The sequence below is a fragment of the Ruminococcus sp. genome (assembly GCF_016283395.1).
In genome coordinates this window covers 71,689-90,348 of sequence record NZ_JAEEMU010000037.1, presented here as the reverse complement: position 1 = coordinate 90,348, position 18,660 = coordinate 71,689, and the positions used below count along the sequence as shown (strand labels likewise).

At 40.7% G+C, this 18,660-nt stretch carries 15 protein-coding genes; 3 read left to right on the top strand and 12 right to left on the bottom strand.

Annotated elements, in window-relative coordinates; all coding sequences use genetic code 11:
- Positions 1-11: 11 nt before the first annotated feature.
- Positions 12-1,628, bottom strand: a complete 1,617-nt coding sequence (locus tag QZZ41_RS06175) for a glycoside hydrolase family 25 protein (protein ID WP_295069534.1) — start codon at positions 1,626-1,628, stop codon at positions 12-14.
- A 209-nt stretch (positions 1,629-1,837) separates the two neighbouring features.
- Here QZZ41_RS06175 and QZZ41_RS06170 point away from each other — a divergent pair, with 209 nt between their 5' ends.
- Positions 1,838-2,785 (top strand): RluA family pseudouridine synthase, encoded by a 948-nt coding sequence (locus QZZ41_RS06170; protein WP_295069532.1) that lies wholly within the window; start codon positions 1,838-1,840, stop codon positions 2,783-2,785.
- Here QZZ41_RS06170 and QZZ41_RS06165 read toward each other — a convergent pair.
- Positions 2,782-3,633 carry a prephenate dehydrogenase gene (locus QZZ41_RS06165; RefSeq protein ID WP_295069530.1) on the bottom strand — a complete coding sequence of 284 codons (852 nt, stop codon included), beginning with the start codon at positions 3,631-3,633 and terminating at the stop codon, positions 2,782-2,784. The genes QZZ41_RS06170 and QZZ41_RS06165 overlap by 4 nt on opposite strands.
- A gap of 164 nt (positions 3,634-3,797) precedes the next feature.
- Here QZZ41_RS06165 and QZZ41_RS06160 point away from each other — a divergent pair, with 164 nt between their 5' ends.
- Positions 3,798-4,535, top strand: a complete 738-nt coding sequence (locus tag QZZ41_RS06160; RefSeq protein ID WP_295069528.1) for an N-acetylmuramoyl-L-alanine amidase — start codon at positions 3,798-3,800, stop codon at positions 4,533-4,535.
- A gap of 143 nt (positions 4,536-4,678) precedes the next feature.
- Positions 4,679-5,653, top strand: a complete 975-nt coding sequence (locus QZZ41_RS06155) for an aldolase catalytic domain-containing protein (RefSeq protein WP_295069526.1) — start codon at positions 4,679-4,681, stop codon at positions 5,651-5,653.
- Between the two features lie 58 nt (positions 5,654-5,711).
- Here QZZ41_RS06155 and QZZ41_RS06150 read toward each other — a convergent pair whose 3' ends face one another.
- The 10 genes from QZZ41_RS06150 to QZZ41_RS06105 form a co-directional block, all read right to left on the bottom strand.
- Positions 5,712-6,401, bottom strand: coding sequence for a phage head-tail adapter protein (locus QZZ41_RS06150; RefSeq protein ID WP_367267451.1), 690 nt, complete (start codon positions 6,399-6,401; stop codon positions 5,712-5,714).
- A gap of 37 nt (positions 6,402-6,438) precedes the next feature.
- Entirely contained in the window at positions 6,439-8,679 is a 2,241-nt protein-coding gene (locus QZZ41_RS06145; RefSeq protein ID WP_295069524.1) for a DNA topoisomerase (ATP-hydrolyzing) subunit A, read from the bottom strand.
- On the bottom strand, positions 8,680-8,907 hold the full coding sequence (locus tag QZZ41_RS06140) for a hypothetical protein (RefSeq protein ID WP_295069522.1): 228 nt from the start codon (positions 8,905-8,907) through the stop codon (positions 8,680-8,682).
- A 17-nt stretch (positions 8,908-8,924) separates the two neighbouring features.
- The gene (locus QZZ41_RS06135; protein WP_295069520.1) at positions 8,925-10,904 is read right to left on the bottom strand and encodes a toprim domain-containing protein; all 1,980 of its coding nucleotides are present in this window, start codon (positions 10,902-10,904) and stop codon (positions 8,925-8,927) included.
- 139 nt (positions 10,905-11,043) lie between these two features.
- A complete protein-coding gene (locus QZZ41_RS06130; RefSeq protein WP_295069518.1) occupies positions 11,044-13,554 on the bottom strand; it encodes a heavy metal translocating P-type ATPase in 2,511 nt (836 codons plus the stop codon).
- Positions 13,555-13,743: 189 nt separating this feature from the next.
- Positions 13,744-14,094, bottom strand: a complete 351-nt coding sequence (locus QZZ41_RS06125) for an arsenate reductase family protein (protein ID WP_295069516.1) — start codon at positions 14,092-14,094, stop codon at positions 13,744-13,746.
- A 2-nt stretch (positions 14,095-14,096) separates the two neighbouring features.
- Positions 14,097-15,536, bottom strand: a complete 1,440-nt coding sequence (gene gatB, locus QZZ41_RS06120; RefSeq protein ID WP_295069514.1) for an Asp-tRNA(Asn)/Glu-tRNA(Gln) amidotransferase subunit GatB — start codon at positions 15,534-15,536, stop codon at positions 14,097-14,099.
- A complete protein-coding gene (gatA, locus tag QZZ41_RS06115; RefSeq protein WP_295069512.1) occupies positions 15,529-16,962 on the bottom strand; it encodes an Asp-tRNA(Asn)/Glu-tRNA(Gln) amidotransferase subunit GatA in 1,434 nt (477 codons plus the stop codon). The genes gatB and gatA overlap by 8 nt, the downstream gene beginning before the upstream one ends.
- A complete protein-coding gene (locus QZZ41_RS06110) occupies positions 16,962-17,228 on the bottom strand; it encodes a hypothetical protein (protein ID WP_295069510.1) in 267 nt (88 codons plus the stop codon). Before QZZ41_RS06110 ends, gatA begins: the two co-directional genes overlap by 1 nt.
- Positions 17,229-17,341: 113 nt before the next feature.
- Complete coding sequence (locus QZZ41_RS06105; protein ID WP_295069509.1) at positions 17,342-18,322, bottom strand: cell wall hydrolase; 981 nt, start codon at positions 18,320-18,322, stop codon at positions 17,342-17,344.
- Positions 18,323-18,660: the final 338 nt, after the last annotated feature.

Here is an 18,660-nt window from a genome sequence, read left to right as displayed (position 1 = left end):
AATTTCATTGCTTAAAAGCCGTTAAGATGAGCTTCTTTCATTACCTTTGGGAAATTGATATATGCGTAATCGCAGCAAACGATTCCATTTATTCCGTTGACCTTACCTGTGCCTGAATACTGCCACATATTATAGTTTTTAGTAAAGCTTGGTGTTGCAACTCCGTAATGAGCAACCCAGACATCATATGAATTGAATAAAGATTCGTCAAGTCTTGTGCTGAGGAAGTTTACATTGCTCTTTATGCCTACATAGTAGCCTTTCTTTTCAAGAGTTAAACAGAAAGCTTTAGCTATATCTGAAAGCTCTTTATTGCTGAGAGAATTCAGACAGACATCTTCAAGACTGTAGTATACAGGATAAGCATATTTTTTATCCTTTATAACCTCGTAACAAGCCTCTGCCTCAAGTACAGCGTCCTCAGGTGATGAAGCATAACTGTACCAGTAAACTCCGCAGTCGATACCTGCCTTTGCTGCTCCTTCGATATTTGCCTCAAAATACTTATCCTTCTGTGATGAAAGGTTACCGTATCCTGCGCGTATTATTGCAAAGTCAACACCTGATTTTGCGACCTTGTCCCAGTCTATCTTAGCCTGCCATACGGAAACATCTATCCCCTTAGCAATGACCTTCTCCGTAGATGCAGGATACTGCACGGAAGAAACATTTGTCTCTGTACCGTCAGGATCATAAGTATCAGGAGAAATGATATAAGGATAATTTATGTAACAGTGATCAAGATCAACATCTGTATTGATACCGTTTACTCTTCCGACCTCGCAGTGCTGCCACATACCGTAATTTCCGGTATATCCAGGAACTTTAACGTTCCAGTGAGCTACCCATACAGCATACTTATCAAGTACCTGCTGATATACCTTTGTTGTCAGGAGACTTGAAAAGCTGTATACACCTGCATGGAATCCCTTTGACTCGATAGTTGAGCAAAAAGAGTCTATCATAGACGATACTTCAGCAGTAGACATTTTCTTGTGCTTTGGCTCTTCAATATCGAAATAAACAGGATACTGAATAGAATAGTCCTTTATTATCTGATAACAGCCCTCTGCTTCCTGACGAGCATCTTCAGCATTGTCAGCATAGCTGTACCAGTAGATACCTACATTCATGCCGACCTTCTGAGCTTCTTCGATATTGTATTTGAACCATGTATCGATCTGATTTGGGTACTTATAGGCATTGCCGTAGCCTGCCCTGATTATAGCAAAATCAATTCCGCTCTCCTTGACAGTTTTCCAGTCGATCTTACCCTGTGAATAGGAAACATCAATACCTTCCGATCTTCTGTACATCAGCTCAGGATCTCCTGAATGTATCTTTACATACTTTTGATGTGCATCATAAATATCAAACACATTGAATGGTTTTTCAGACGTTGCCTCAACATTAGTATCCGCAGCATCGACTGTTACATCTGACGAACTGCCGACTGCCCAGACATTTAAGGATATCCCACTGCTGTCAGGCTCTTTACTTTCCGAAAAAATTGTGCTATCATATATATCAGTAACAGGATCGTTCGCAGCGAAAGCCTGCAACGCTGTTGCCGAACACATAACAGTACTAACCATCAATACTGAAAGCAAGCTTTTTAATTTGCCCATGGCTGATCTAACTCCTTTTCATAAACGTAACAAAAAGAAAACGTCAATTTCGTTTCAATTTTGTATATTATAACATTTTTTCTGAGATAATTCAACCTCTAAAAGAAAAAAAGCAGATATCAACATGAAAATTTGTAAGGTATGAAGAAAAAAGCAAATATTTTTTGTAACTTATAGATACTTTTTTGTAATATTTAGGTGATATAAAGATGAAAGAATTTGTAATTAATGACAATGACAGCGGTCAGAGAGTTGATAAATTTGTTGCAAAAGCTCTCCCCGACCTCCCTAAAAGTATGATGTATCGACTAATTCGTAAAAAAGACATAAAGATAAACGGTAAGAGGTGCGATATAGCTGACCGACTCAATACAGGTGATATTATAACTATTTATGTGAAAGATGAAGTATCAGCTGAGAAAAAACACGATATGAGTTTTCTTAAATGCTCCCCTGACATTGAAATAGTATATGAGGATAAAAATGTTCTTATCGTCAATAAGCCCGTTGGTCTCGACTCTCATTCAAACGGCAGCCCTATGACCGAAACCCTTATTGACAGAATAAAACACTATTTATATAATAAGAAAGAATATCTTCCCGACTCTGAAAGCTCTTTTGCTCCTGCTCTTTGCAGCCGCCTTGACAGAAATACCTGCGGACTTGTTACCGCTGCAAAGACCGCTTCTGCTTTAAGAGACATAAACGAAGCCATACGCGCAGGCAATGTCCACAAGATATATCACTGCGTAACTGTGGGGCAGCTGCCGAAAAGAGAAGATATAATCACTGCATATCATCAAAAAGACGAGTCAAGAAATCTTGTTAAGATCTCCGACTCGCCTATTGACGGTTATAAACATATAAAAACAGGATATCAAGTTCTTTCAGAAAAAGGACCGCTTTCCCTTGTGGAAGTAAAGCTGTATACAGGAAGAACTCATCAGATACGTGCTCATCTTGCACATATAGGCGCACCTATCCTCGGTGACGGCAAATACGGCTCTGTCGCTGCAAATAAGCGATACGGTGTATTCCGTCAGGCACTCTGTGCCTTTTCGCTTGAGTTTCATATTCCCGAAAGCTCAGAAATGCATTATCTGAATACATTAGTTTTAAAAGCACCAACGCCTGATTTTGAAAAGAAACTCTTTTAGTTAGGCTGACCGACTCTGTGTCTGAGGTTTTCTTCTTTAAGCTCTCTTCCTTCCGCAATGAGAGCACGCATAGTATCAGCATCTGAATTTTTCAGAGCATCGCTGTATTTCAGAAGATTTTTGATAAGGGTATCAAGCTCATACTGTAGATTTTCTTTATTCTGCATAAAAAGATCTGTCCACATTCTTTCGTTCATAGTTGCAATACGTGTCATATCCTGAAAGCTTCCGCCGCTGAATCCACATTCAAGCCCAAGCTCGGGGCTCTTTACATACGCACTTGAAACGATATGTGCAAGCTGAGACGTATAAGCTATCATCTTATCATGATTCTCGGGAGTTGTTACAACAATCTTTCCTGCACCTACTTCACTCGCAAGCTTTCTCAGCAGTTCTGTATCCTCTTCTCTGCTGTCCTCAAACGGAGCAATAATAAAATTAGCTTTTACAAAGAGATCGGCAGTACTATTGTAATAGCCTCCGAATTCCTTGCCTGCCATAGGGTGAATACCTACATATCTCAGTCCGTTGGTCTCAGCAATATTCTTCATACGCTCGGAAAATGCTCCCTTTATACCGCAAACATCAGTAATAAGAGTGTTTTTACTTATTTCAGAAGCGTGATCTCTGAAAAATCTTTCTGTTGCCTCGGGAAAAAGAGCTGCTATGATCAGATCATAGCCATTATAATTACCGTCAAAAACTTCATCAAGTGCTACATCACGAAGTGCAGCATTTTCTATGTCATGGTTAAGGTCACAGCCGACAACTGTATGATATGTATATTTTTTTAGTGCCTTACAAAGTGAACCGCCTATAAGTCCAAGTCCGACAACAAGTATTTTCATAGAATATTACCTCCGATGTTCTTTTATCATTTAAAGTATAACGCTTTAAAATAAAAAAGTCAATAGCATAATTAATTTTTTAGAGGGTATAATAACAATTTATTTTGACCGAGCATAAAATAAAATGAGATATATCTCAAAACTAATCAGAATAGGATGATTTTATGCCAAAGGTCTTTTTAAGTCCGTCCACACAGGAATGGAATAAATATGCTACAGACGGCAATGAAGAACTGTATATGAATTTGCTTGCCGATAGGATAGAACCCTATCTTCGTTCCTGCGGAATAAGCTTCGTAAGGAATGATCCTGTACGCAATGTTACAGGTGCTATCGCAGACTCAAACGCAGGTGTATACGATGTACATCTTGCACTTCATTCAAACGCTGCCCCCGAAAATCTCGCAGGCAGACTTCGCGGGATAGATATATATTACGCACCGAGAAGCTCCCATAGCGAGCGTCTCGCCAATATAATAGCCAATAATCTCAAATCAATATATCCCCTGCCTGATAAAGTCAGAGCAATACCCACATACTCTCTCGGAGAGGTGTTAAGGACCAAAGCGGTTGCTGTGCTTTGTGAACTTGGCTATCACGACAATTATGCAGACGAAGCATGGCTGAAAAACAATCTCGAAGCAATAGCACGTAATATTGTAAATTCGCTGTGTGATTATTTCGGTATACCGTTCATATCAGCAGGAGCTGTTCGCTGGGGAACAGTTACCACTGACGGAAGCAATCTGAATATACGGAATTATCCGAGTCTGTCAGGCAGTATAATCGGCTCTATGCCTGACGGCGCAAACGTTATGATAAATGGTGAAACTGACGGCTGGTATGTAGTCAATTACAACGGTATCATAGGCTATTCGAGCAGTCAGTTCATAACGCTGTGAAAAAGGAGACAAAAACGTCTCCTTTTTTCAGAAATTTCAAGAAAACGTTTGACAAACGAAAAAAACTGTGCTATACTATATGCAGAAGCACTTTAAAGCGTTACAGCTTAAAGCTTTATAGCGTAAAAGAAAGAGGAATTATTATGAAAGAGTTATCTAAGCTTATGAATTTCAGATCAGATGTAAGAGTTGTTGATGCAACTCTCAGAGACGGCGGACTTGTAAATGACTTCAGATTCAGTGATGAATTCGTCAGAGACCTTTACCTTTCAAACATCAAGGCAGGCGTAGACTACATGGAATTTGGCTACAGAGCTGACAAGGAAATGTTTAAGGTCGAGGATTTCGGACCATGTAAGTTCTGTGACGACGAATATATCCGCTCAATAGTCGGTGAAAACCACACAGATCTAAAAATCGCTATCATGGCAGACGTAGGACGCTGTAATTACAAGCAGGATATAATTGAGCGTGAAAACAGTCCTGTTGACCTTATCCGTGTAGCTACATATATCCACCAGATACCAACAGCTGTTGATATGATAGAAGATGCAAAGAAAAAGGGATATGAGGTAAGCTGTAATATCATGGCTATCTCAAATGCTCAGGAAAGCGATATAAAGGTCGCTCTCGATATCCTCGGTCAGTCCCCTGTTGATGTTTTCTATATCGTTGACAGTTTCGGTTCATTATATCCTGAACAGATCGCACGTATTGCTGATCTCTACTGTGAATTTGCTGCTAAGTACGGCAAAAAGGTAGGTATACACGCACATAACAATCAGCAGCTCGCATTCGCTAACACTATCGAAGCAGTTGGTGACGGCGTAGACTGGCTCGATGCTACATATTCAGCAATGGGCAGAGGTGCAGGCAACTGCGCAATGGAGCTTCTCCTCGGATTTCTTAAAAATCCAAAGTACAATGTATATCCTGTATTCCAGTTCATTGAAAAGCACATGAATAAATTATGTGAAGAAGGTGCTGTATGGGGATATGATCTCCAGTACCTCCTCACAGGTCTTTTCAATCAGCACCCAAGAACAGCTATCCAGTACACTAAGGACAATCGTAAGGACGTTTCTGAATTCTATAAAGAGATCATCTCTCAGGAATAATAACAACTCTTTAAATATAACAGCCGAGATACAGTATAAATACCGTTCTCGGCTGTTTTTATTTCTTTAACTTGGCTTTTATGCGCAGGCAAGCTTCTATATGCATTATCCAGTGCCTTGAAAACGGCATTTGTATCAGTCCGCGTATATCCTTTCCGCACCAGTAATCTATAAGCCATATCGCGCTTTCATCGTTGCTTACCACATTCAGACTGCGGAGATATTCCTTGTTTTCTTCGGTAAACTTCTTTTTCAGCACATCAAATGAAAGAGCTTTTATGATGCTTTCACTGCTTTCTTTTACATCGTGGATATATGAATAAAGTTCATCTATATCTAATTTTTCCGAAAAGTCGGCTATCTGCTGTTTTACAAGCTCATTTCCTGTAGTTATTATAGGAGAATTGATACGTTCATTATATCGCTGTGAAAAAAACACCTGCTCATCTTCATTAATGAGGGAATGGGCAACGATATCTTCTATACGAAAAATATGCCATATTGAATACGCAATCGTTTTTGAATGATATCCGTCAGCATTAATAAAAGGTATAGCATTGAAGTCATCTCTTGAAAGCTCACATCTGAACATATCTATTACCTGCATGAGCTGATCTCTTAGTTTGAAGAGTGTTTTGACGCCGTTATTATTTGTTTCTGCTTTTTTAAGCTGATCCTGCATTGTTTTATTAAGTTCCGACCATTCTTTATTCATTGCCTTCACCTCGATATATTTTACAAAAGCCATAGTCTCACCATTAGGCAAAACTATGGCTTTTCTATTATTAAAATGTAAGCTGATTGCTGTCACCAAGCTCCTTGGCAGGCTTTCCTGCGGCAGGAACACTCTTTGAACGATATTTCTCAAGCTCAGGAAGTTCTTCGGGAGAAACAAGCGTTGCAGATGAAAGCAGTGCTTTCTTTCGCAGATTTATGACCTGTACGCCCTGAGAATCTCTTGTAGACTTAGGAAGTATCATGCCTGTATTAAATACAAGTGCATGACCGCTTGTAGTTCTGAGAAGTATATCGCTGTCCTCAGCTGTGAATATAGCTGCAACAAGGGGTGACTTCTCCGAATAAGCCTTTGCAAGCTTTTTACGGTTGGTCTTGGTCTCATATGACTTCATAGGCACTTTAGCAACTTTACCGTTTTCAAAGAAGAAAAGGATATATCCGCTGTAATCCGTTGTCGGAACAAGGGTTTTAAGCAGTTCTCCGTCGTCAAAGCTGAGTTTTGCAGGTATATAATCACCCATTACACTTGCCTTTGTATCATCAAATGCACTTGCTCTTGATTTATAAGCCTGGGCCTTATCAGAGAAGAAAACAAGGTCTGTCTTGTTGGTAGCTTCAAAGGTCTGACTTATGAAATCTCCCTCTTTAAGCTTCTGCTCACCGCTCATTCTCAGTGACTGAGGAGTTATCTTCTTGAAATAACCGCTGTCGGATACAAATATATTTACAGGATAATCGGGAGTATCATCAACTTCCTCAGCATCTTCAACATCTGAAAGATAATAGAACATCGTCTTTCGCGGCTGAGCATAGTTTTTGATAACATCACGGAGCTCGTTAACGATTATCTTGCGTATCTTCTTTTTATCGCGGAGGATATCTTCCATTTCCTCGATATCCTTTTTGAGCTGATCAACTTCTTCGATACGGCGAAGGATATACTGCTTATTGATATTACGGAGCTTTATTTCAGCAACGTATTCAGCCTGAATCTCGTCGATTCCGAAGCCTATCATAAGGTTAGGGACTACGTCCGCTTCATTCTCAGTCTCACGGATTATCTTTATCGCCTTGTCGATATCAAGAAGTATCTTTGAAAGAGCTTCGAGAAGATGAAGCTTTTCCTTTTTCTTCTGAAGATCATGGTATGTTCTGCGCTGGATACATTCCTCACGGAAAGCAGTCCATTCCGTAAGTATCTCGCGCACGCCCATTACCTTTGGAGTACCTGCAATAAGTATATTGAAATTACACGGATAGCTGTCCTGCAAAGGTGTAAGACGATAAAGCTTCTGCATAAGCTTTTCTGGATCTGTTCCGCGCTTGAGGTCAATAGCTATCTTCAAGCCTTCAATATCTGTTTCATCACGTATATACGATACTTCTCTGATCTTTCCCTGTTTTACAAGGTCTATTATCTTCTCGATTATAGCTTCAACAGTTGTAGTATATGGTATCTCGGTTACCTCGATACAGTTTGCGCTTTTATCATAACTGAATTTTGAACGAACCTTGATACTTCCCCTGCCAGTCTCGTAGACCTTGTTAAGCTCCGCTTCATCATAGAGCATAAGTCCTCCGCCCGGGAAATCAGGACCTTTAAGGGTACTGAGTATATCATGGTTAGGGTCTTTCATAAGAGCTATGGTAGTCTCGCAGACCTCTTCAAGATTGAACGGACATACGTTACTTGCCATAGATACAGCAATACCTGTATTTGAATTTACAAGCACGGTAGGAAACGTTGCAGGAAGAAGAGTAGGCTCCTGCATAGTATTGTCGTAGTTTGGTACGAAGTCTATAGTTTCCTTGTCAATATCACGAAAAAGCTCATTGCATATCTTTTCAAGCTTTACTTCTGTATAACGAGGTGCAGCAAAGTGCATCTTGCTTGAATACTGCTTACCAAAGTTGCCCTTGCTGTCGATATATGGGTGAAGAAGAGCTTCATTACCGCGTGTCATACGAACAAGAGTCTCATATATAGCCTGATCGCCGTGAGGATTGAGTTTCATGGTCTCGCCCACAACATTCGCAGACTTAGAACGCTCCTTTTCGGGATTGAGAAGTCCTCTCTTATACATCATATATAAGAGCTTTCTGTGAGAAGGCTTGAAGCCGTCTATCTCAGGAAGAGCTCGTGAGATGATTACACTCATGGCGTAGGGCATATAATTCTTTTTCAGAGTATCCGTTATCTTTTCATCAACTACACTGCCTGAACCTTCTATATAAGCCTCATGCTTAAAGACAGGCTGTTTTTTGGGAGTTTCCTTTTTTCTTGGCATTTACTCTTCTCCTTGTGATGATTTTCTGTCTTTTTTCTTTAACAGCTTCTCGGAATCTTTAACATAAGTTCTTACGACACTTCCGCACTCTCTGCATATGGTGTGATACAGAGATGTTGATCTGAGCAAACTGTCGGCACTGTAAACTGCACCGTAAAAATTCTGATAACCTGTTATAAATTCAGTTCCGCCGCAAAAACGGCACTTTGTCATTTTTATCTTTTTCATAAATAATCACCAAGACATCAGCTTATATCAGCAAGTTCGAGATAATCGGCACCGTATTCAGAGATATAGTCCTTACGTCCCTGAAGATCATCACCGAGAAGCATCTCAAATATCTCAGCAGACTCTGTTATATCGTCAGCTGTTACCTTGATAAGGCGACGGGTATCGGGATTCATTGTAGTAAGGCTCATCATATCGGGCTCGTTCTCACCGAGACCTTTAGAACGCTGGATAGTGTGCTTTTTATCACCTATCATTTCAAGTATTCGCTGTTTTTCCTGTTCGGTATAAGCAAAATATGTCTTTTCCTTTGTGTTTATCTCAAAGAGCGGAGACTCAGCGATATATACATACCCCTGTTCAATAAGCGTAGGTGTGAGCCTGTAAAGCATGGTAAGGATAAGTGTTCTGATCTGGAAACCGTCAACGTCCGCATCGGTACAGATAACGATCTTGCTCCAGCGGAAGTTGTTTATATCGAAGTTTGAAAGCTCCTTGTTTGCCTTTGTAGTTACTTCAACACCGCAGCCAAGTACCTTTATAAGATCGGTTATGATCTCACTCTTAAATATTTTGGAATATTCAGCTTTAAGGCAGTTTAGTATCTTACCACGGACAGGTATTATAGCCTGAAACTCCGCATTTCTTGCGAGTTTTACAGAACCGAGAGCCGAGTCGCCCTCCACGATGTAAATTTCGCGGCGTGAAACATCCTTTGTACGGCAGTCAACGAACTTCTCCACCATATTTGCAAGGTCGATAGTTCCTGTAAGCTTCTTCTTTACGTTAAGACGAACCTTTTCAGCATTTTCACGGCTTCTCTTGTTTATGAGTATCTGCTCGGCTATCTTCTGAGCTTCATCAGGATTTTCGATGAAGTATACTTCCAGCTGATGACGCAGGAACTCTGTCATAGCTTCACGGATAAATTTATTTGTTATAGCCTTTTTGGTCTGATTAGCGTAGGAAGTCTGAGTAGAGAATGATGACGAAACAAGTATCAGACATTCCTCAACATCAGCATATGTTATCTTGCTCTCGTTCTTCTGATAACCATTTACGGACTTTATATAGCTGTCTATCTGAGCCTGAAATGCGCGTTTTACAGCCTCTGCAGGTGAACCGCCATGTTCAAGGAAACTGGAGTTATGATAATACTCTGTCAGTTTAGCTTTATTTGAAAAAGTGAGTGCAACATCAAGCTTGACCTTATACTCAGGCTTATCATCACGGTCTCTTCCCTTTTTCTCGGCAGTCCAGTGCTGTATTGAAGAAAGTGATCCTTCGCCTGCTATCTCCTGAACATACTCGGTTATACCCGATTCGTAGAAGAATTCCTGCTCGTTGAAACCGCCTGCTTCATTTTCTGAGCGGAAGACAAAGAGAATATTAGGGTTTACAATAGCCTGTCGTTTAAGGATATCGCAGAAGAACTCGTCAGAAACATTTATATCAGTGAAAACCTCAAGGTCGGGACGCCAGCGTGTTTTAGTACCTGTCTGCTTTTTCTTGCATGGTTCTTTCTTTAATCCGCCTACATTATTGCCCTTTTCAAAGTGCAGATCGTACTTGAAACCGTCACGTATTACCTGAACGTCCATAAATTCAGATGAATACTGAGTAGAACACAGACCAAGTCCGTTAAGACCAAGTGAGTATTCATAAGATTCAGCAGCAGTATCATACTTACCGCCTGCATAAAGCTCACAGTAGACAAGCTCCCAGTTATAACGCTTTTCGTTATTATTATAATCAACGGGACAGCCTCTGCCGAAGTCCTCGACCTCTATATCGTTATTCCTGTAATGAGTAATTATTATTTTATTACCGTAACCCTCACGGGCTTCATCTATAGAGTTTGAGATGACTTCAAAGATCGAGTGCTCACAGCCGTCCAATCCATCAGAGCCGAATATAACAGCAGGACGCTTACGGACTCTGTCCGCGCCCTTGAGCATTGATATACTGTCGTTGCCGTAATCTTGTTTCTTAGCCATAATCCTCTGCCTTTCGGTTATGTTTTTATACATACTTAGATATTATATCACATTTGATCTTGTTTTGCAAGTCCGCAGCAACATTTTACCTATATATTGAAAAAGCAGCCATAAAGACTGCTTTTTCAACTTTATAATACTATTTTACACCTTGATACTTATACCCTGCATCAGTAATTGCTTTTTTTACTGCTTTTTCGTCCATTGCTCCTGAAATTGACAGTACAGCCGTCCCCTGTTCGTGACTTGTAACTGCTTCATCAACGAACGGAAGCTCTTCAAGTGCCTTTTTTACTCGTGCTTCACAGTGTCCGCACATCATTCCCTTGATCTTTACAGTTACTGTATCGTCAGTTTCATCGACATTCTTTTCGGTAGTATTTTTTCTCTTTTTATCGTGACTGCTGTCATGCAGTTTGAAAAAGTTAAGCCTTAATGCATTTGTAACAACAAAAAAGCTTGATAGGCTCATTGCCGCTGCTCCGAACATAGGATTCATCTGCCAGCCGAAAAGCTTATAATAAGCACCTGCTGCAAGCGGTATCCCTATAATGTTGTAGATAAATGCCCAGAAAAGGTTCTGGTGTATATTTCTAAGTGTTGCACGGCTAAGTCTTACAGCAGCAGGAACATCACGCAGACTGCTCTTCATAAGGACTACATCAGCAGCATCAATAGCCACATCTGCACCTGCTCCGATGGCGATTCCCGTATCAGCAGCTGTAAGTGCAGGTGCATCGTTGATGCCGTCACCTACCATTACAACTTTTCCTTTTTTCTTAAGTTTCCGTATAACGCTTTCTTTGCCGTCAGGAAGCACTCCTGCAATGACTTCATCAACTCCTGCCTGTTTTCCTATGGCATTAGCTGTTCGCTCATTGTCTCCTGTAAGCATTACAACATGAATACCCATATTCCGCAATTCACGTATTGCTTCCGTACTATCTTCCTTAATGACATCTGCAACAACTATAATGCCAGCAAGCTTATCGTCCTTTGAAAAATAAAGCGGTGTTTTCCCCTGTTTCGCAAATTCTCTTGCCGCTATTTGGAATTTACGGTCAATATCTGCTTCGGAACTTATATATTCAAAATTGCCGCCTCTGAAAGTAACTCCTCTCAGTTTACCAGTAAGACCATTTCCTGCAACTGCTTTGAATTCCGATAACTCATCACTGATTATTTGCTTTTCATTTCCGTATTTTATAACAGCCTTAGAAAGAGGGTGCTCACTTTTCATTTCAAGAGAATACGCAATACTCAACAATTCTTTCTCATCAAAACCTTCAGCCGTTATGATATCTGTTACCTGAGGCTCACCTTTTGTTATCGTTCCTGTCTTATCAAGTGCGACTATCTGCGCTTTTCCTGTTTCTTCAAGTGATATGGCAGTCTTGAAAAGCAATCCGTTCTTTGCACCTACGCCGCTTCCGACCATAATTGCAACAGGAGTAGCGAGACCAAGTGCGCACGGACAGCTGATAACAAGGACTGATATTGCTCTCGACAAGGAATATCCGATATTCTTTCCCAATATCAGCCATACTGCAAGCGTAACAAGTGCAATACCAATAACAACAGGCACGAATACACCTGAGACTTTATCGGCTATTTTAGCAATAGGAGCTTTTGTTGCTGCCGCATCACTGACCATTTTTATTATCTGAGATAGTGTAGTATCCTCACCTACCCTTGCAGCTTCGCATTTCAGATAGCCTGATTGATTTATAGTAGCTGCTGATACGCTGTCTCCGACTTTCTTATCTACAGGTATGCTTTCACCTGTCAGTGCAGCTTCATTTATTGCACTTTCGCCTTCGATAACAATACCGTCAACAGGTATACTTTCACCCGGACGTACTGAAAAAATATCACCCTTCTTTACCTGTTCTACCGGAACTTTCTCTTCAACGCCGTTTCTTATAAGAACAGCTGTTTCAGGCGAAAGCTTCATAAGACTTTTCAAAGCATTTGTTGTTTTGCCTTTAGACCTTGCTTCGAGCATTTTTCCGACAGTAATAAGCGTCAGTATCATAGCCGCTGACTCAAAGTACAGATCATGCATATAACTCATCAAAGCTTCGTTATTACCTTTTAACTGCGCATCTGTCATCGCAAACAGCACACAGGTGCTATATATGAATGAAGCTCCCGAACCAAGAGCCACAAGAGTATCCATGTTGGGAGAACGGTGTATAATCCCCTTGAAGCCATTTATAAAGAATTTCTGATTTATGACCATTACAATTGCAGCAAGCAAAAGCTGAGCAAGTCCCATCATTATATGATTTTCTTCCATAAAAGCAGGAAGCGGTGCTCCAAACATCATATGTCCCATAGAGATATACATGAGAACGATCAGAAATATAAGAGAAGCTGCAAGTCTGCGCTTCATGGCAGGAGTTTCTGTATCTTTAAGTTCGTCATCATACGATTTAGCAACTATCTTTGCGCCTTTCAGCGATGCGCCATAGCCTGCATTTTTAACTGCTTCTATAATTGCAGTATCAGAAGCTGTCCCCTCAACGCCCATAGAATTGGTCAGCAGACTGACAGAACAAGATGAAACACCTTCAACGGAGGAAACTGCTTTTTCTACTCTCGCACTGCAAGCAGCGCAGCTCATACCTGTTACATTGTATTGCTTCATAACTAAACCTCCATTTCCATATACCAATTATACCAAAATCCTTGACAATTGTCAAGTATATAGAGTGAACAAAAGCGGACTGAGGGGAGCCCCTCTGCCGAAATCGTGGCATAAAATTACCGAGCCAATAATTTCAAGCTCGGTAACTCACTTTTTTCGTTAATGGAAGGTGTCTAAGTCCGCCTGTGTTTATTTAAATAACTCCTCGTACTCTTTTTCTTTAAATCCTACAAGTACAGTATCATTGGAAATAAGCAGCGGTCTTTTTACAAGCATTCCGTCAGTTGACAGCAGCTTTAGCTGTTCATCTTCGCTCATATTCGGGAGCTTGTTTTTCAGCTCCATTGATTTGTAAAGAAGTCCACTTGTATTGAAAAACTTCTTCAGCGGCAGACCACTATGCTTATACCATTTCTTCAATTCGTCATAGCTCGGATTGTTTTCCTTGATATCTCTCAATTCATAGGTCACTCCCTTTTCATCGAGCCATTTCTTAGCCTTCTGACAGATAGTACATTTAGGATAACATATAAACTTCATTTTTATTCCTCCGTTTTTAATTTATTCAGTATTATTTCTTTGACTTTCTGCGGATCTGCTTTTCCTTTTGAAAGTTTCATCGCCTGTCCTATAAGATGTCCAAGAGCATTGGTCTTACCGTTTTTGAAATCATCAGCTGATCTCTGATTATCTGCAATGACTTCATCTGCAAGCTTACTCAGGTATTCATCATCTGAATTCTGTGCAAGCCCAAGTCTGCTAATGATCTCTTCCGTATTACCGCCGCTGCTTAAAAGCTCAGAAAGAACTATTTTGGCGCTTGAACTTGAGATAACTCCTTTTTCAGCCGCACAGCACAATTCAGCCAGTTCACTTGCCGTAAGCTTGGTTTCCGATACGCTTTTTCCCGTATCATTCACATACTTTGTTATCTCGCCTACAATACGATTTGCAGCAGACCTGTGAGAACATTTTCCTGTTTCGATACACTGTTCAAACAGTTCAGCTTTATCAGGAACATCTGCTATCATAAATGCTTCGGAACAGTTCAGCCCGTATTCAGATACATAACGTATCATTTTCCTATTAGGTAATTCAGGCATTTCATCTTTAAGAATATTTATCCTTTCATCACTGATAACAACAGCACCGAGATCAGGCTCCGGAAAAAATCTGTAATCCTGAGCATTTTCCTTATTACGCATAAGGATACTTATACCCTTTTTGTCGTTCCACCGTCTTGTTTCACGCTCGATCTTCCCATTATTCTCTATGATCGCTGTCTGCCGCTTTATCTCATACTCAATACCTCTGACTGCCGCACTGAAGCTATTGACATTTTTCAGCTCGCAGCGTACACCGAGAGGAGTTTCTTTTTCATGCATTGAAACATTCACATCGCATCTTATACTTCCCTCCTGCATCTTGCAGTCGGAAATCCCGAGGTATCTGAGTATGCTTCTTATATTCTCAAGGAATATCCTTGCTTCTTCGGAGTTCCTTATATCAGGCTCTGTAACTATCTCTATAAGAGGAACTCCGCAGCGATTAAGGTCACATAAAGTACCACTGTATTCATCATCATGGATAAGCTTGCCTGCATCTTCTTCGATATGTATGCGAGTTATACCTATAGTTCTGACCTTATCGTTTACGAGTATATCAAGTTTACCTTTACCGCATATGGGAATATCAGACTGGGATATCTGATAAGCTTTGGGCAGATCAGGGTAAAAGTAATTCTTCCTGTCCATACGGCTGACTTTGTTTATCTCACAATTCAGTGCAAGTCCCATTTTTACAGCAAAATCGCAAACTTTACTGTTGAGACGAGGAAGCGTTCCGGGAAGTCCCATACACACAGGGCATATCTGAGAATTCGGCGCAGCACCGAAGGAATTCCTGCAACCGCAAAAAATCTTTGTATTTGTATTTAATTCAGCGTGTATCTCAAGACCTATAACGCTTTCAAGCTCAGCCATTATATCCACCTCCGATAAGCTCATATCCGTATGCAGCGTCAAATACTTTATTATCGCAAAATCTGCCGCCTATAAGCTGCAAACCTACAGGCAAGCCTTCTTTATTTTTGCCGCATGGGACACTTATTGCAGGAAGTCCTGCCAGACTTGACGGCACTGTAAAAATATCTGCCGAATATACTTCCGCAGGAGCTGCGTTCTCACCGAGTTTAAAGCCTGCTTTGGGGTATACGGGAGCAGCAATGATGTCACACTGCTGAAAAGCTTCTTCAAATCCTGCGCACAAGCTTCTGCGCAGAGCAGCTGCACGTTTGTAAAAATCATCGCAAAAGCCCTCACTGAGCACAAAAGTACCGAGCATTATCCTGCGCTTTACTTCATCGCCGAAGCCTTCGCTTCTGCTGTATTTGTACATTTCACTGAGACTTCCGCATCTCTCCGAACGATAGCCATATCTTATACCGTCATATCGGGCAAGATTTGAAGAAGCCTCGGCAGATGAAATGATATAATATGCATTTACAGCCGCTTTTATGTCAGGCAATGATAATTCTTTTATCACCGCCCCGTTTTCTTCCATAAGCTTTATAGCTGCCATAACAGATGCCCTAACATCATCTTCCATGTAACAGCTCATCAATTCCTTTATAATACCAATTCTTACACCATTAAGCTCGCCTTTTAAGTTAAATGAAAAATTTTTATATAAAGCTGTTACATCTTTGATGTCTGCATCGTATATTATATTATGGAGGAGATATGTGTCTTTTACTGTTCTTCCAATGGTGCCTATCCTGTCAAGTGATGAAGCAAAGGCAATAAGTCCATATCTGGATACAGTCCCGTATGAGGGACAAAAGCCTACAACTCCGCATAATGATGCAGGCTGACGTACAGAACCTCCTGTATCAGAGCCAAGTGCCAATATAGCTCCACGGCTTGCAACTGCTGCGGCTGAGCCGCCGGACGAGCCTCCTGCTGAATAATTACAGTTTACAGGATTTCTTACAGTTCCGAAATAACCTGTATCAGAAGCAGAACCCATGGCAAATTCGTCCATGTTGCTCTTTCCGATAATAACTCCGCCTGCACCTTTCAGCTTTTCAATAACAAACGCATCATATGGCGGGATATAATCGCAAAGCATTTTTGACGCACAGGTAGTTCTTAATCCTTTTGTAGATATATTATCCTTTACAGCTATAGGGATACCTGCAATAAGCGGAATTTCTTTTCCCTCTGCTATCTTCCTGTCAACAGCTTCGGCTGCCTTAACAGCATCTTTGTTAAAGGTGATATATGCGTTTAACGTCTCCTGTTTTTCCTTTGCTCGCTGTAAGGTATCAAGATATATTTCCTTCGCGCTGCACTGCTTTTTACGTAGCATCTGAGCAAGTTCCAGCGCGGTATTATCACAAAGCCTCATCAGTACTCCACCGTTTGCGGTGCTGTAAAACAGTTTTTGACGATATCGCAGGCATTGCCCAAAAGCTCGCTCTGACTGATATCACCGCACTCAACAACGTCATCTCGGAGTTTCATAGGTTCAAGTATGATATCATATTCACTGTATTCAGGAAGATCAGACACCATTTTGATTATATCCATAAACTGAACTTCAAAGTCCGGATATTTTTCCTTATCAATTTCAAGAGACGCAAGGTCAGCTATTTTTCTTACGTTTATTTCCATGACAAACTCCTTATTATATAGTATATCAATTATAACACACACCTTCAAAAATCGCAACTATAACATAAGCGGACATAAAAAAACAGCCGACCGTATGTCGACTGTTTAATATCTTAGCTAAAATGATTTCTGTAGCCGTCACCCCAGAAACTAAAGTAACCCTGAGTAAAGGATTCCTGGTTGTCAAAATAATAGGTAACAGCATCTTTAACACTCTGTGTGACAAATGAAGAATATGTGCCCAGATCAACATATCCCCATGCACCCGTAAACTGATTTCTCTGTGTAAGAACATCGTAAATAGTATTCGGGAAGCGAGGCGAATTAACTCTATTCATAATAACCTCTACTACAAGTGCCTTATCGTATACACTGATTCCGTTGCTGCCCGCCTCGTGAGCAACAGCGTTACAAAGAAGTATGTAATCCGAATCAGAAATTCCGAGTGAACTCTCTTCAACTACAGGCTCGATATCAGTTACTATCGGTTCTGCTTCAGGTTCAACGTATGCGTCAGTCAAATCCTGAGCCTCTGTTGGTGTTTCAACAGGTTCTGTCTCCGTAGTAGTTTCCTCGATAACTGTTGTTGTCGTAGTAGTTGTTGTAGCTTTCGTTGTAGTTGTCACAGGTTTTGTAACCAATGACGTAAGTTTTGCTGCATCGTTTACGGTCTTTGCTACGATCGCAGCTGTTGTGGCTGCCTGTGTTACAGGCTCTGTGATTGCAGCCGGCGCGTGTGCCGGTGCTGGCACCGATCTTGAAATCTGAGCAGCTGTTGTAGCTGCCTGTGTAGCACGCTGAGAAGTTGTGCCTTCCTGAGCGGCAACGTAGTTTTTGCTTGCAGCCGTTGTATTTTCGGCTGTATAAGATTTCTTGGTGGTTGTTCTGTTATTTGTAGTTGCTTTTATGTCATCTGCAATAGTTGCAGCTGTTAAATTCGATGTGTTCGCCTTGATAGGAAGAACAGCATCCTCCTTAACTAACATATCAGCACTTCTTACGGTAGATGAAGTTATATATGCAACTCCTATTCCTCCGCCCAATACTGATACAACTACTCCGCAAGCTAACGCCGCGGTCTTAAGATTACCCATCAACTCATCCTTTCCTGAAAAAAGCATTTTCAAATTTTTCGGGCTGTTGATATGATAACACATCTCCCCCGAAATAGCAATACTTTCAGGATTATTTCCATTTTCTGGTGTGAGTTTTCCACAATATGATATTCCTCAGAGTAATCATGCACATATTAGTTTGATATTCTATGTATATTATATGAACTTTCTGTTAATATATGCGCTGTTTTAACAGCAGTTTGTTACAAATCAGTAACAATATAGGGGGTATAAAAAATGACAAATGGTATAATCAAAGCCCAATTTTACGTGAAATTAACGTTTTTTCAGCATATTTTGACACTGTAATTGATAAC

Bases quoted from the DNA above. Each gene is read 5' to 3' on its own strand.
- QZZ41_RS06175 (WP_295069534.1), bottom strand. From the start codon at position 1,628: ATGGGCAAATTAAAAAGCTTGCTTTCAGTATTGATGGTTAGTACTGTT.
- QZZ41_RS06170 (WP_295069532.1), top strand. From the start codon at position 1,838: ATGAAAGAATTTGTAATTAATGACAATGACAGCGGTCAGAGAGTTGAT.
- QZZ41_RS06165 (WP_295069530.1), bottom strand. From the start codon at position 3,633: ATGAAAATACTTGTTGTCGGACTTGGACTTATAGGCGGTTCACTTTGT.
- QZZ41_RS06160 (WP_295069528.1), top strand. From the start codon at position 3,798: ATGCCAAAGGTCTTTTTAAGTCCGTCCACACAGGAATGGAATAAATAT.
- QZZ41_RS06155 (WP_295069526.1), top strand. From the start codon at position 4,679: ATGAAAGAGTTATCTAAGCTTATGAATTTCAGATCAGATGTAAGAGTT.
- QZZ41_RS06150 (WP_367267451.1), bottom strand. From the start codon at position 6,401: ATGGCTTTTGTAAAATATATCGAGGTGAAGGCAATGAATAAAGAATGG.
- QZZ41_RS06145 (WP_295069524.1), bottom strand. From the start codon at position 8,679: ATGCCAAGAAAAAAGGAAACTCCCAAAAAACAGCCTGTCTTTAAGCAT.
- QZZ41_RS06140 (WP_295069522.1), bottom strand. From the start codon at position 8,907: ATGAAAAAGATAAAAATGACAAAGTGCCGTTTTTGCGGCGGAACTGAA.
- QZZ41_RS06135 (WP_295069520.1), bottom strand. From the start codon at position 10,904: ATGGCTAAGAAACAAGATTACGGCAACGACAGTATATCAATGCTCAAG.
- QZZ41_RS06130 (WP_295069518.1), bottom strand. From the start codon at position 13,554: ATGAAGCAATACAATGTAACAGGTATGAGCTGCGCTGCTTGCAGTGCG.
- QZZ41_RS06125 (WP_295069516.1), bottom strand. From the start codon at position 14,094: ATGAAGTTTATATGTTATCCTAAATGTACTATCTGTCAGAAGGCTAAG.
- gatB (WP_295069514.1), bottom strand. From the start codon at position 15,536: ATGGCTGAGCTTGAAAGCGTTATAGGTCTTGAGATACACGCTGAATTA.
- gatA (WP_295069512.1), bottom strand. From the start codon at position 16,962: ATGAGGCTTTGTGATAATACCGCGCTGGAACTTGCTCAGATGCTACGT.
- QZZ41_RS06110 (WP_295069510.1), bottom strand. From the start codon at position 17,228: ATGGAAATAAACGTAAGAAAAATAGCTGACCTTGCGTCTCTTGAAATT.
- QZZ41_RS06105 (WP_295069509.1), bottom strand. From the start codon at position 18,322: ATGGGTAATCTTAAGACCGCGGCGTTAGCTTGCGGAGTAGTTGTATCA.